Origin of the sequence: Nocardiopsis sp. N85, assembly GCF_028882275.1 — a bacterium.
Lineage (GTDB): Bacteria > Actinomycetota > Actinomycetes > Streptosporangiales > Streptosporangiaceae > Nocardiopsis > Nocardiopsis lambiniae.
This window is the reverse complement of record NZ_JARBUT010000002.1, coordinates 277,439-290,851: the sequence shown is the minus strand read 5'-3', so window position 1 is coordinate 290,851 and position 13,413 is coordinate 277,439. Positions and strand designations below refer to the sequence as shown.

The following is a 13,413-nucleotide window of genomic DNA, read 5'->3' as shown; positions in this document are numbered from 1 at the left end:
TGGAGAATCCGAACGAACGCTCAGGGGGACCCATGACGACACGGACCACGGCACCACCGGCGCGGGAGACGCCCGGCTGGACGCGCGGCCCCTGGGCGACACTCGTCGCCATCGCGTTCGGAGTGATGATGGTGGCCCTGGACGGCACGATCGTGGCGGTGGCCAACCCCGCCATCGGCGCGTCCCTGGGAGCCTCCCTGGCCCAGCTCCAGTGGGTCACCCACGGCTACCTGCTGGGCCTGGCGGTCTTCCTCATCACCGCGGGCAAGCTCGGTGACCGGTTCGGCCACCGCCGGGTCTACCTCACGGGCGTGGTCGGCTTCGTCGCCGCCTCGGTGGCCATCGCCCTGTCCTCGGGCGTCATCATGCTGGTGGCCTTCCGCATCGCACAAGGGATTTTCGGCGCCCTGCTCCTGCCCTCGGCGATGGGCCTGCTGCGCTCGGTCTTCCCGCCGAGCCGGCTCGGACGGGCCTTCGGTGTGTTCGGCAGCCTCATCGGCGCCTCGACGGCCGCCGGACCCATCGTCGGCGGGCTGCTCGTCGGCACCCTGGGCTGGGAGGCCGTCTTCTACATCAACGTGCCGGTCGGCGCCGTCGCCCTGGGCCTGGGCCTGTGGCTGATCGCGCCCAACAAGGCCACCGATCCCGGCAGCCGCATGGACCTTCCCGGCATCGTGCTCATCAGCGTCGCCATCTTCGCCCTGGTGTGGGCGCTGGTCGAAGCGCCGGCCGTGGGCTGGACACACCCGGTCACCCTGGCCTCCCTGGGGGCCGCGCTGGTCTTCGGCCTGGCGTTCGTGCTGTGGGAACGTCGTCCCGAACAGCCGCTCCTGCCGCTCGCCCTCTTCGCCGACCGGTCGGTGTCCATCGGCGTCCTGCTCACCGTGGCGATGGCCGTGAGCCTCATGGGCTCCTTGTTCTTCGTCGCCTTCTATCTCCAGGGCGTGCGCGGGATGAGCCCCGCGCAGACCGGCCTCCAGATCATCGCCATGACCGCCACCATGGCGATCACCTCGCCGCTGGCGGGCCGCCTGCTGGACCGGGTCGGGGCCAAGGCCCCCACCACGGCGGGCCTGCTGTCGGCGGCGATCGGCATGTTCATGCTCGCCGGACTGAACGGTGTCACCGGGGCGGTGTACACGTCCATCGCGTTCGTGCTGCTGGGCGCAGGCCTGAGCCTGGTGATGACCGGCGCGACCGCCGCGATCATCGGCAACGCCCCGGTGCGGCTGGCCGGCGTCGCCTCCGCGCTCCAGCAGGCCGCGATGCAGCTCGGCGGTTCCCTGGGCACGGCCGTGCTGGGCGCGGTGATGTCGGGCACCATCGTCACGACCCTGCCCGGTCACCTCACCGCGGCCGGACAGGACGCGCCCTCCGCCGCCGAGCTCGCCTCGACGCAGAGCACGGTCGCCCAAGGCGGTGCGGTGATCCCCGAGGGGTCCGCCGCCGAGGTCGCCGACGCCATCACGCGGGCGAGCAACCTCGCCTTCCTGGAGGGCCTGCGGTTGGCCTTCCTCATCGCCGCCGCCGTGCTCGTGGCCGGGGCGATCCTGGCGCTGTTCATGCGCTCGGGAAGGATGCGGGACGACGCTCCCGGCATGCACGTCTGACCCCTGGCAGGAGGACGGGGGCGGGCGTCGGGCCCGCCCCCGTCCGTGCTCAGGTGGTGTAGTCGGCGTTGATGCGGATGTAGCCCTCGGTCAGGTCGCACCCGTACGCGGTGAACCCCCCTTCGGAGATGCCCAGGTCCACCGAGATCACGACCTCGTCGCCCTTCATGTGCTCCGCCGCCCGCGCCAGCACCTCGTCGGTGTTCTCCGCCGGGTAGGTCTCCACGTCGCCGAAGAGGATCCGGGTCCTCTCCGGCAGGATGTCGGTCTCCTCCGAGCACTTGCCGACCGCCATCGCCACCCGTCCCCAGTTGGGGTCGGCGCCGTGCACCGCCGTCTTCACCAGCGGGGAGTTCACGATCGCCTTGGCCACCCGCTTGGCCTGGAGGTCGTCACGCGCACCCGTCACGCGCACCTCCAGCAGCTTGCTCGCGCCCTCGCCGTCGGAGGCGATCATCCGCACCAGCGCCAGCGCCACCTCGAACAGCGCCGCCTCGAACCCGACCGTGTCCACGGCCCCGGCCAGACCGTTGGCGAAGATCGCCGCCGAGTCGCTGGTGGAGGTGTCGCCGTCGATGCTCAGCGCGTTGAAGGTGCGGTCCACGACCCGGCGGAACACCTCGTCCAACAGCGGCTGCTCGATGTCGGCGTCGGTGAAGAACCACGCCAGCATCGTCGCCATGTCCGGCTCGATCATGCCCACGCCCTTGGCGATCCCGGTCAGGGTCGCGTTCCCCACCTTCGCCGAGGCGATCTTGGGATGGGTGTCGGTGGTCATCATCGCCGCCGCCGCCCGGTCCAGATCGGCCGGCGGGAACTCCTCGGGCAGCGCGTCCAGGTGGGCGCGGACCTTGTCCATCGGGTAGGGGCGGCCGATCACGCCGGTCGAGGCGACCAGGATCTCGTCCGATCCGACCCCCGCCGCCTCGGCCACCCGCTCCTGGAGCTCGCGGGCGTTCTCCTCTCCCGTGCCCCCGGTCGCCACGTTGGCGTTGCGGGCGATCACGGTGACGCCCCGGGCCAGGCCGTCGGCCGCCGCGCGTCGGCTGAGCAGCACGCTCGGACCCGCGAACCGGGATCGGGTGAACACGGCCGACACGTGCGCGGGCACCTCGGAGACCACCGCGAAGAAGTCGTCGTTGGGATCCTTGATCCCGATGTTCCCGGCGACACCGCGGAAACCGGCGGGAACGGGGGTGTTGCTGCTCAATCGTCCTCCTCGGAACTCGTGGGCGCCAGACTACTCCGGTCGGCGACGGTGCCCTGATTACGGCCCTGACCTGCGAGGGTTTCGTCCTGTGCGGACTCCGGCACGGTGTGACAACAGGTGGATGACGGGGTATCCGCCGAGTGAGTCGACAACATCCGGGGGAGGCGTGTGGTGCGTGATGGGGACTGGCTCACGGAGACGGGGGCACGGATCCGCGGTGTCCTGAAGGTGATGGTGGACGCGGGCTGGCTGCCCGGCGGCGCCGCCGTCATCGGAACCGGGGGGATGTGGGAGTTCGTCGCGGTCGGCCGGATCAACGAGGAGAGCGACACCGCTCCGGACGTCGCCTACGACGTGGCGAGCCTGACGAAGATGATGGCGACATGGCCGCTGGTCGGCCAGGCGGTCGCCGAGGGCATGCTGGATCTGGACGCCCCGATGTCCGAATACCTGCTCGTGGACGACCTGCCCGGGGCGGGCATCACCGCCCGGCAGATCCTCACCCACACCAGCCGGCTCAACCCGGTGACCTGGTTGGAGAGGTACGTCGGCACCGAACAGGACCTGTCGGAGGCGATCCTGGCCGATCCGCTGGAGGAACCCGGGCACCGGTACGTCGACCGCGGGTTCATCCTGCTCGGCCTGCTGCTGGAGCGCCTGTACGGCACCGGTCTGGAACGGTTGGCCGCCGACCTGTGGGACGAGCTGGGCCTGCGGTCCACGTCGTTCGGCCCGTTGGCCCGATCGCCGGGGGTGGCGCCCACCGAACGACGGCTGCCGGGGGCGGCGCCCGCCTGGGGCGTGGTGCACGACGAGGCCGCGGCGCTCATGGGCGGGGTGGCCGGGCACGCGGGGGCGTTCACGACCGCCATCGACCTGGGCGCCTTCGCCCGGGAGATGCTGCGCATCCACGACGGCGGCGAGGGCCCGGTTCCGTCGTCCTTCGTGAAGGCGAGCTGGCGGCCGCACGTGGACGCCGGTCAACGGCTGTCACGCGGGCTGGGCTGGCTGGTCACACCGGAGGGAGTGGTGTACCACAACGGTTTCACCGGGACGAGTCTGTTCATGCACCCGACCAGCGGCCGCTACGTGGGCGTGCTGACCAACGCCGTGCACTACGGCCGGGACCGCACCGGCCTGGCGGACCTGAGATCGGCGGCCCGATCGGCCGTCTCGCCCCAGGCGCACGACTCGACCCCGTGAGCCGGGATCGCTCGGATCAGCGCCGGTTCAGGGCGTCGGCCACGTCGCCGAGGAACTCCGCCAGCCCGCCCGGACCCGGAACCACCAGGTCGGCGGCCTCGGCGACCTCGGTCACCTCACTGGAGGAGGAGCACACGGTCAGGCCGGGGACGCCGGTCGTGCGCAGCCGCGTCACGGCCGCGAACGCGGGCAGGTCGCCCAGGTCGTCACCGGCGTACAGGACCGCCCCGGCGGCGCGTTCGTCCACCAGCGCGGAGAGGGCCCCGCCCTTGTCCACACCCTGTGGACGGAGTTCGATGACCATCCGCCCCGGCTCCACCCGCAACCCCGCCCGCTCGGCCAGTGCGGACAGGTGCGGGGCGAGCAGGGTCAACGCCGCCTCGGGGTCGGCGGTGCGCCGGGTGTGCACGGCCAGCGAGCGGCCCTTGTCCTCGATCCAGGTGCCCTCGGGGGCGTCCAGGGAGTCGATGAGGACCGGCAGTTCACTCCGGACCAGGGCCACCCCGGGCGGCGGGTCGGCCGCGACGACCCGGCCGTCCATCCAGCGCTCGGCGCCGTAGTGGCCCAGCACGATGATGCCCGGGACCCGGTCCAGGCCGCCCAGGCGGAGGGCGGTGTCGGCCGGACGACCGGTGACGACGGCGATCGTGCCGAGCCGTCCGGCCAGGTCGACGAGCCGGTCCACGATCCCCGGGTAGGGGGCCGAGGTGCGTGGATCGTCGACGATGGGCGCGAGGGTCCCGTCGAAGTCGAAGGCGGCCAGGGCCTTGGCGGGATCGGTCAGCACGGCGTCGAGCGCGGCGCGCCCCTCGTGCGTGCTCGGTACGGGCAGCGGCATGGCGGACCTTTCCGGGCGGGCTCTTCCGGTCTTCCAACCTAGCCGGGACCGGTGAACGGGGGGTGGACTTCCGAGAGATGGGGGAACCGGTGCCGGGCGTCCGTCCCGCGTTCCGCCGTCGCCCGGCGGGACCGATGCGCCGTGGCGCACCGCGAGAGAGGAGAGGGGCGGGTGCGCACCGGTGGTGCGCACCCGCGTTTTTCTCCACCGTTGGTGCGGTTTCGGACCTCGGGTCGCATCCATGAAGGTTCAGGCATGGAGCGACCGAAAAGGGGCCTCAGAGTCGGATGCCCAGCCGGCGCGCGTTGCGTTGACGCTGCCGGTCGGCGCGCACCCGACGCAGCCGCTTGACCGTCATGGGGTCGAAGGCCAGTGCTTCGGGGCGATCGACCAGCCCGTTCAGCAACTGGTAGTACCGCGTGGCGGAGAACCCGAACTCGTTGCGGATCGCCTGTTCCTTGGATCCCTCGAACTTCCACCACTGGCGTTCGAAGGCGAGGATGCGCTGATCGCGTTCGGCGAGGGCCGACGGACCGTCTCCGGTCGGACCGATATTCGGCATGGGACACCCCCTGGACGGGAAATTGGTTTGTCCGGATCGGCCCGACACATGCTAGCGACTCGACATGCCGGATGCGGAGCGGAAAACCCAGGACTGGCAGCGGGGCTACAGTTGCCTTTCCTACCCTCACGGTCACTTGTCCACGCCGGAAACCTGTGCTCATGACAGAATTGCACTGGTACAGGGAGCAAAGTTCGAGGGGGGCTTGTCGTGCTCGGGGGCATCTGCCGTAACGAGAACCACACCGGGATCGCCGCCATCGTCGCGGCGACCGTTCTCGGTCTCACCGCCGCCCCCGCGGCGGCCGACGGGGTCCCCGACTTCCGCCCCGAACAATGGGGGTTGCAGTCCGTCAACGCCCAGGAACTGTGGTCGGAAACACAGGGACAGGGAATCACGGTGGGCCTGCCCGGGGCGTCGGTCTACGACGATCACCCCGACCTGGTCGACAACATCACCATCGACGACGAGTTCGGGGCCAACGACGGGGACGCCGAGACCGGCAGTGCCGCGGCCGCCCTGGTGGCCGGTCACGGGCACGGCATGGACGCCGACGGCGGTGTGCTCGGCGTGGCCCCCGACTCCGGGCTGCTGATCATCCCCACCGAGGGCCGGCTGGCCGCCGCCGTGCGCCACGCCGCCGAGTCCGGCGCCCAGGTCGTCCTGCTGCCAGAGATCCCCGAGGGGGCCGACCTCACCGGGGCCACGCGCGACGCCGTCGCCATGGGCACCCTCGTGGTCGGCCCGGCCGGGGGCGCCGCCGACCCCAACGTGCTGGCCGTCGGCGGAATCGACGAGAACGCCGCACTCATCCCGGACTCGCCCGAACCCGGGGTCATGGAACTGGTGGCCCCCGGCGCCGACCTGGAGACCGCGGGGCCCGACATGGGTCAGGCCCAGGTGACCGGCACGGAGTACGCGGCGGCGATGACGGCCGGGGCCGCCGCCCTGTTGCGCTCGGCCTACCCGCAACTGCGCCCGGAACAGGTCCGCGCCGCGTTGGTGGAGGGCGGACAGGAGGGGCCTGACGGGCTTCCGAGCCTGCACCTGCCCGGGGCGCGGGCCCTGGCGGCCGGGGACGCCCAAGACCTCCCCCTCGTCGACCAGGACCTGGCCGACCGGGCCGACGAGGGCGGCGGAGTCCCGATATGGGCGTGGTTCGTCACGGGCGGTGCCGTGCTGCTCTTCGGAGTGGCCCTGGTCGTGGTGTGGGTGCGCCGCTCCAACGCCGACCCCTACGGGGTCAAGGCCCAACGCGCCTTGGACGAGGCCGAGATCGCCGACGAACGCGCGGCCGAGGCCCGGCCCGCCTCCCGGCGCAAGAAGGGCGGACGCCGCCGTAGGGGCTGACGCCGGGTCGGGGAGGGCCGACACCGGGGGCCGGCCCTTCACGTCTTCGGGAGCGGTGCGCGACGCACACCCATCGGTGGTGTCGACGCGCTTCGGCGGGAACGCCGAAGCCGTGTCCGTGCCCGCCCCGGGACCGCTCCGCGAACCCGACGAGGCCGACCACGGGCGCTCGGAGCGGCACGTGAGGGGGCGGGGTCCCGGTCGGCCCGTCCGGTCGTGCGGGCGGCCCCTCCCGGTCGCCGCGCCGGAGTGACCGACGGTGATCGGGTCGGGTAAAGGGCGTGAAGAAAACGGGGAAAAGCATGGGAAAAAGCGCGTCGAATTCTCTCTATGCGTATCTGCCGTGTTGCTCTCAGTGGGATCCGCCGTGTTCGGCGGTGTTACGAATACACGTGCATATGTAAGCGACGCCCGATGCCCTTGACGTGGGAGGCGAACCGGAGAACCCTTTGTTGAATGTCACCCCTCGAAGCGTCACCGTTGCCCTCACGAGGTGAACCGCGGATCGAGGTCGCCCCTGAGCACCGCAACCTCGTCAACGGCCGGGTCCACATCTCCGACTACGACCCCAAGTGGCCCTACCTGTTCGAGCGCGAGTCCGGGCGCGTCCACGGGGCACTCGGCGACCGCGTCCTGCTCTTCGAGCACGTGGGCTCCACCTCGGTCCCGGGACTGCCCGCCAAACCCTGTGTCGACCTGCTGCTCGTCGTCGCCGACTCCGCCGACGAACCCGCCTACCTCCCCGACCTGGAGGCCGTCGGGTACACCCTCGTCATCCGCGAGCCCGACTGGTACGAGCACCGCGTCCTCAAGGGGCCGGGGATCAACCTCAACCTGCACGTCTTCAGCGAGGGCTGTTCGGAGGGCGAGCGGATGCGCCGGTTCCGCGATCACCTCATCGCGAACCCCGCGGCCCGCGACCGCTACGTCGCGGTCAAACGGGAACTGGCCGAACGCACCTGGGAACGGATCCAGGACTACTCCGACGCCAAGTCCGGGATCATCCGCGAGATCCTCATCGAGGCCGGGGCGCCCAGCGCCGACGACTGACCGATTCGGGGGTCGGCCCAGGGCGGGCGCGACCCCCGCGGTCATCGCCCTCGGGCCAGGGTGACCAGCACCCCCGCGGACAGCACGGCCCACACCAGGCAGTAGAGACCGAACGGCGTTCCCCCGGAACCGGTGAACACATCCCGGCCGACCATGACGACCGCGCCCACCGTCGCCATCAGCGCCACCGCGCCCACCGGCGGCAGCGACAGCCACCGGGGCGCCCGCCGGGCCGCCGGCAGCGCACACGCCGCGAACAGCAGGACGACGACCAGCCCCACCCCGGCGTTGGCCCACTGGGCCGCGGCCACCTCACCGGGACCGTGGGCGGCGTACGACGCGGCCCCCACCTCCGGGCCACCGGTCACACCCAGCCGACCCGCGAGGGCGTACTCCACCTTGGAGACGACGTAGAGCAGGGACCACGAGGCGGCGGCCACCGCCCAGGGGGTCGCGCGGGAACGGGGGTCGGCGGCGGCGCGGGCGGGTCGGGGGTCCATGCGTTCCAGCCTTCCCCACGACCCGACCGTCCACCTCCCCCGCGCGGGGGAGACCGACCTCCCGTCGGGGCCTCAGCCGAGGGAGCGCAACTGGTCCTGGAACCACCGGCGCGGCGGCAGCGCCATCGCGGCCTCGGCCAGCCGCTCGCGTCGCCTCCGTCGCTCCTCGGGGGGCATCGACAGCGCCCGGTGCAGGGCCCGCGCCGTCTCCACGGTGTCGTAGGGGTTGACCGTCAGGGCGTCCTCGCCCAGCTCGTCGGCGGCGCCCGCCTCCCGCGACAGCACCAGCACGGAGTCCCGCTCCGACAGCACCGGGCCCTCCTTGGCGACCAGGTTCATCCCGTCCCGGATCGGGTTGACCAGCAGCACGTCCGCCAACTGGAACGACGCGAGCGAACGCGGGTAGTCGTCGTTGACCTCCAGGACCAGCGGCGTCCAGTCGGCGGTCGCGAACTCCGCGTTGATCTCCTTGGCCACCCGCAGCACCGAGTCGGTGTACTCGCGGTATTCGGGGACGTCGCCCCGGCTGGGGTAGGCGAACGCCAGGTGGGTCACCCGGCCGTGCCACTCCGGGTGGGAGCGCAGCAGCTCCCGGTACGCCTCCAGGCCCCGCACGATGTTCTTGGAGAGTTCGGTCCGGTCGACCCGCACGATCAGCTTCCGGTCGCCGACCAACTCCTCCAGCATCTCCCGGCGCACCCCGACCAGCGGTTCGGCGGCGCTCTCGCGCAACCCCGCCTCGTCGGCGCCCAGCGCGTGCACGCCCACCCGGATGATCCGGCCGCCGTACTCCACGGTCCTGCTCCCGAGGTCCACGTCCGCGCGCAGGATCTCCGCGCAGCAGCGCAGGAAGGCGTCGGCCCAGCGCGGGCTGAGGAACCCCAGCCGGTCGGCGCCGAGCATGCCCGTCAACAGATCCCGGGCGATGTCGTCGGGCAGCATCCGGAAGTACTCCGGCGGCGCCCACGGGGTGTGCGAGAAGTGCGCGATGCGCAGGTCCGGGCGGCGGGCCCGCAGGACGCGCGGCACGAGGGCCAGGTGGTAGTCCTGCACGGCCACGCGGGCGTTGTCGGCGGCACCGGCCACCAGCGCCTCGGCGAAGGCGTTGTTGTAGGCGGTGTAGTCCTCCCACGACCGTCGGAACCCGGAGCCGAACGAGGGCTTGTTCGGGGTGTCGTACAGCATGTGCTGCACGAACCACAGGGTCGAGTTGGCGATCTCGGTGTAGGCGCCCTTGAGCGTCTCCTCCGGGATGTCCAGCATGTGGACCCGCATGCCCTCCAGGTCGTACCGCAGGTCCAGCCGTGCCTCGGGGGACTCGGAGGCGGCCCGCCGGTCGGCGTCCGACAGGGCGGCGCACACCCAGACGCCGTCGACCTCGGTGGCCACCGAGATCATGCCGGAGACGAGCCCACCGCCACCGCGGCGGTGCTCCAGGGAGTCCTCGTCGGTGATCGAGAAGGACACGGGTCCTCGGTTGGAGGCGATGAGGATCTGCGCCTTGTCCACGTGGTCGTCCTCTCGGAATGCGCGAAACGGTCTCGGTGCCGAAGGATACGGAAACGGCCCCCGGGGCCCGTGACCCGCCCGGCTCGGGGAACGGACGGTGAACGGAGGAGGACGCACCCTAGGTCTCGCCTGTCGACGCGCGCCCCAAACCCCCATCAGGTCATCGGAGTGCGACGTCACGCGTACGAAACAGAGCACGTGCACCGCCCCGGCCCCGATCAGTGCCGTCTCACCATGTGAGTCGGTTCGTGTTACCCGGATCACGCACGATGGAAAACCGGTCAACACGTCCGTTACAGTGACCGTGCCGGGTCCGGAAGGGGCCGGCGGAGAACACCACAACTTCATATTGCTCATCCAGAGGGGTGGAGGGACCGGCCCTGCGAAGCCCCGGCAACCATCTCGGCGTACATCGACACTCGCGGATCTCGCGAGGCGGCCGGGACAGGTGCCAACTCCGGCCTGGGGACAAAGTGTCCACCAGGGAAGATGAGGGGAGACGCCTCGCCATGGCGATGACCGCCACCGCACCCACCTCCGTCCGCGCCTTCGGCCCCGGTATCGCGCTGTCCTGTCGCGAATGCGGCGAGCGCTACGACCTCGCCCCCCGGTTCGCCTGCGAATTCTGTTTCGGCCCCCTAGAGGTGGCCTACGACTTCGGCACCGTCACCCGCGCCGACATCGAGAGCGGCCCCAACAACATCTGGCGCTACCGGCACCTCCTGCCCGTCCCGGCGAACGTGGCCGAGCTGCCCAACATGAACCCCGGGCTGACCCCCCTGGTCAAGGCCGACCGCCTCGCCGCCGAACTGGGCCTGGACTCCCTGTACGTCAAGGACGACTCCGGTAACCCCACCCACTCCTTCAAGGACCGTGTGGTCGCCATCGCGGTCGAGGCCGCCCGCACCTTCGGGTTCACCACGCTGTCCTGCTCCTCCACCGGCAACCTGGCCGGCGCCGTCGGCGCGGCCGCCGCACGGGCCGGGTTCGAGTCCTGCGTGTTCATCCCCGCCGGTCTGGAGGACGCCAAGGTGGTCATGGCCGCCGTCTACGGCGGCAAGGTCGTGGCCATCGACGGCAACTACGACGACGTCAACCGGTTCTGCTCCGAGCTCATCGGTGACGAGGCGGGCGAGGGCTGGGGCTTCGTCAACGTCAACCTGCGCCCCTACTACGGCGAGGGCTCCAAGACGCTGGCCTACGAGATCGCCGAACAGCTCGGGTGGCGCCTGCCCGAGCAGATCGTCGTCCCCATCGCCTCCGGCTCGCAGCTCACCAAGATCGACAAGGGCTTCCAGGAGCTGATCAAGCTGGGCCTGGTGGAGGACCGGCCCTACCGGATCTTCGGCGCGCAGGCCACTGGATGCTCCCCGGTCGCGCGGGCCTGGGAGAAGGGGCTGGACGTCATCCAGCCCGTCAAGCCGGACACCATCGCCAAGTCGCTGGCCATCGGCAACCCGGCGGACGGGCCGTACGTGCTCGACATCGCCCACCGCACCGGCGGTTCGGTGGAACACGTGGACGACGTCGAGATCGTCGAGGCGATCGCGCTGCTCGCCCGTACCGAGGGCATCTTCGCCGAGACCGCCGGCGGTGTCACCACCGGTGTGCTCCGCAAGCTGGTCCGCGAGGGGCGGCTCGACCCGAAGGCCGAGACGGTCGTCCTCAACACCGGTGACGGTCTCAAGACCCTCAACGCCGTCGACGCCGGCGTGACGGCCACCATCGCGCCGTCTCTGAAGGCGTTCACCGAGGCCGGCCTGGCCTGACCCTTCGCCCCCGGGGCGGCGCCACGCCCCGGGGCCCTCCTCCCCACGACCACGAGAGAGAAACGCCATGAGCGCCAGCGTCCGCGTGCCCACCATCCTGCGCACCTACACCGACGACGCCGCCGAGGTGACCGCCCAGGGCGGCACCCTCGCCGAGATCCTCGACGATCTGGAGGCCAACCACCCCGGCATCCGGGCGCGCATCCTGGACGACAACGGCAAGGTGCGCCGTTTCGTCAACGTCTACGTCGGTGACGAGGACGTGCGCTTCGCGAAGGGGCTCCAGACCGAGATCGCCGACGGCGCGAACATCTCGATCATTCCGGCGGTCGCGGGGGGCTGATCCCCCCACCCTCCACCACCCGGGGCCTTCGGCGCCGTCCCCCGAACTCCGTCGGCTCGCGAGACCCGGCGGCTCCCCGGCCCCGCGCCCTCTCCGGAGGACGCGGGGCCGCCCTCGTCCCGGGGCGGGCCGGGGAGCGCGGTCGGCGGACCGGGCGAAAACCTTTGCCCGTCGGCGGCGGACCCCACTACGGTGCCGCCATGGACATCGAGATCAGGGATATCCGGGGCGACGACCGCGAGACTCTGCTGGAGCTGTCGCTGCGGGCCTGGGAGCCGGTGCACGCCTCGCTGCGCGAGGCGCTGGGCGCGGTCCTCTACGACCGGATGATCCCCGACTGGCGGGTGAGTCGGCGGGCGGCGGTCGCGGACGCCATCGATGATGGGGAGACCCTCGTGCGGGTGGCCCTGCGGGAGGGGGAGATCGCCGGGTTCTACGCCGTGCGGATCCGATCCGAGGAGGACATGGGCGAGGTGACCCTGCTGGCCGTGGACCCCGATCACCAGCGGGCCGGGGTGGGGGTCGCGCTCACCGGGCACGCCGTGGACCTGATCCGTGACCAGGGCATGGGCGTCGCCATGATCGAGACCGGCGGGGACGAGGGCCACGCCCCGGCCCGACGCGCCTACGAGAAGGCGGGGCTCGCCCCCCTGCCGATCGTTCGCTACTTCCAGGCGCTGTGAGCGGGGCCGAACCGGTCCCGCACCGAGTGGTCGCCGCTTCGACGGCGGGTCTTAACCTGGAGTCCCACAGGGGATCTTCGGATGAGGCGGCGATGTCGGCGACGCGGTTGTTGGTGCTGGGTGTGGTGCGCATGTCGGGGCGCGCTCACGGGTATCGGGTCGGCCGCGAACTCATGGACTGGGGCGCCTCGGAGTGGGCCAACGTCAAGTGGGGGTCGATCTACCACGCGCTGCGCAAGCTCACCGCCGAGGGCCGGTTGCGCGAGTTCACCGCCGAGGGCGACGAGGTGGTGGACCGGATCTCGTACGAGATCACCGGGGAGGGCGAGGCCGAGCTGCACCGGCTGCTGCGCAAGGCGCTCTCCCACACGGGTGACGATCACGCGCTGCTGTGCGCCGGGGTCACCCTGATGACCTCCCTGCCGCGTGCGGAGGTCGTCTCCCTGCTGGAGGAGCGGATCGCCGGACTGGAGGAGAGCGGTGTCCGGACACCGGAGGCCGCCCGGGGGAGCACCGGGGAGTGGGACGGGCCCGAGCACGTGCGCCCGCTCTTCACCCTGTGGCGGATGGCCGTGGACATGGGCATCGAGTGGAGCCGGGGGCTGATCCGCGAGCTGGAGGAGGGGCGTTACACGATGGCCGACGACAGCCCGTCCGCCTTCGGCCTGCCGCCGGTCGGGGCACCGCGGGGCTGAGGGCCGGCCCGCCGGCCCGCCGGCCCACCGCGCGCCGCCCTCCGGGGAGTGCTCCGCGGCCGACCCCGACCTCGATATTAAAACTTGAATA

Annotated in this window: 13 protein-coding genes and 1 riboswitch; of the genes, 8 read left to right on the top strand and 5 right to left on the bottom strand. The window is 71.5% G+C overall.

Going from position 1 to position 13,413, the window contains the following annotated elements; genetic code table 11:
• The first annotated feature begins 32 nt into the window (after window positions 1-32).
• Window positions 33-1,610, top strand: a complete 1,578-nt coding sequence (locus PWG71_RS05285; RefSeq protein ID WP_274808370.1) for an MFS transporter — start codon at window positions 33-35, stop codon at window positions 1,608-1,610.
• Between the two features lie 49 nt (window positions 1,611-1,659).
• Here the strand turns inward: PWG71_RS05285 and argJ are convergent, their stop codons facing one another.
• Window positions 1,660-2,820, bottom strand: coding sequence for a bifunctional glutamate N-acetyltransferase/amino-acid acetyltransferase ArgJ (gene argJ, locus PWG71_RS05280; protein ID WP_274808369.1), 1,161 nt, complete (start codon window positions 2,818-2,820; stop codon window positions 1,660-1,662).
• A gap of 171 nt (window positions 2,821-2,991) precedes the next feature.
• Here argJ and PWG71_RS05275 point away from each other — a divergent pair, with 171 nt between their 5' ends.
• Window positions 2,992-4,023 (top strand): serine hydrolase domain-containing protein, encoded by a 1,032-nt coding sequence (locus PWG71_RS05275; RefSeq protein WP_274808368.1) that lies wholly within the window; start codon window positions 2,992-2,994, stop codon window positions 4,021-4,023.
• 16 nt (window positions 4,024-4,039) lie between these two features.
• Here the strand turns inward: PWG71_RS05275 and otsB are convergent, their stop codons facing one another.
• On the bottom strand, window positions 4,040-4,861 hold the full coding sequence (otsB, locus tag PWG71_RS05270) for a trehalose-phosphatase (protein WP_274808367.1): 822 nt from the start codon (window positions 4,859-4,861) through the stop codon (window positions 4,040-4,042).
• Between the two features lie 277 nt (window positions 4,862-5,138).
• Window positions 5,139-5,423, bottom strand: a complete 285-nt coding sequence (locus tag PWG71_RS05265; RefSeq protein WP_274808366.1) for a DUF3263 domain-containing protein — start codon at window positions 5,421-5,423, stop codon at window positions 5,139-5,141.
• A 210-nt stretch (window positions 5,424-5,633) separates the two neighbouring features.
• On the opposite strand from PWG71_RS05265, the gene PWG71_RS05260 reads away from it, so the two are divergent.
• Together PWG71_RS05260 and PWG71_RS05255 are read left to right on the top strand one after the other, a co-directional pair.
• Window positions 5,634-6,773 (top strand): S8 family serine peptidase, encoded by a 1,140-nt coding sequence (locus PWG71_RS05260; protein ID WP_274808365.1) that lies wholly within the window; start codon window positions 5,634-5,636, stop codon window positions 6,771-6,773.
• A 456-nt stretch (window positions 6,774-7,229) separates the two neighbouring features.
• Window positions 7,230-7,823 carry a GrpB family protein gene (locus tag PWG71_RS05255; protein WP_274808364.1) on the top strand — a complete coding sequence of 198 codons (594 nt, stop codon included), beginning with the start codon at window positions 7,230-7,232 and terminating at the stop codon, window positions 7,821-7,823.
• A 41-nt stretch (window positions 7,824-7,864) separates the two neighbouring features.
• Here the strand turns inward: PWG71_RS05255 and PWG71_RS05250 are convergent, their stop codons facing one another.
• Both PWG71_RS05250 and PWG71_RS05245 read right to left on the bottom strand, forming a co-directional pair.
• Complete coding sequence (locus PWG71_RS05250) at window positions 7,865-8,323, bottom strand: hypothetical protein (RefSeq protein ID WP_274808363.1); 459 nt, start codon at window positions 8,321-8,323, stop codon at window positions 7,865-7,867.
• Between the two features lie 72 nt (window positions 8,324-8,395).
• Window positions 8,396-9,832: an alpha,alpha-trehalose-phosphate synthase (UDP-forming) gene (locus tag PWG71_RS05245; RefSeq protein ID WP_274808362.1), complete on the bottom strand. Its 1,437-nt coding sequence runs from the start codon at window positions 9,830-9,832 to the stop codon at window positions 8,396-8,398.
• Window positions 9,833-10,182: 350 nt separating this feature from the next.
• A riboswitch (SAM riboswitch) is annotated at window positions 10,183-10,328 on the top strand.
• A 13-nt stretch (window positions 10,329-10,341) separates the two neighbouring features.
• Between PWG71_RS05245 and thrC the strand changes: the two genes are divergently transcribed.
• From thrC to PWG71_RS05225, 4 genes are all read left to right on the top strand, one after another.
• Window positions 10,342-11,601 carry a threonine synthase gene (thrC, locus tag PWG71_RS05240; protein WP_274808361.1) on the top strand — a complete coding sequence of 420 codons (1,260 nt, stop codon included), beginning with the start codon at window positions 10,342-10,344 and terminating at the stop codon, window positions 11,599-11,601.
• A gap of 67 nt (window positions 11,602-11,668) precedes the next feature.
• On the top strand, window positions 11,669-11,944 hold the full coding sequence (locus tag PWG71_RS05235; RefSeq protein WP_274808360.1) for a ubiquitin-like small modifier protein 1: 276 nt from the start codon (window positions 11,669-11,671) through the stop codon (window positions 11,942-11,944).
• Between the two features lie 200 nt (window positions 11,945-12,144).
• The gene (locus PWG71_RS05230; RefSeq protein WP_274808359.1) at window positions 12,145-12,627 is read left to right on the top strand and encodes a GNAT family N-acetyltransferase; all 483 of its coding nucleotides are present in this window, start codon (window positions 12,145-12,147) and stop codon (window positions 12,625-12,627) included.
• A 92-nt stretch (window positions 12,628-12,719) separates the two neighbouring features.
• Window positions 12,720-13,322, top strand: a complete 603-nt coding sequence (locus PWG71_RS05225) for a PadR family transcriptional regulator (protein WP_274808358.1) — start codon at window positions 12,720-12,722, stop codon at window positions 13,320-13,322.
• Window positions 13,323-13,413: the final 91 nt, after the last annotated feature.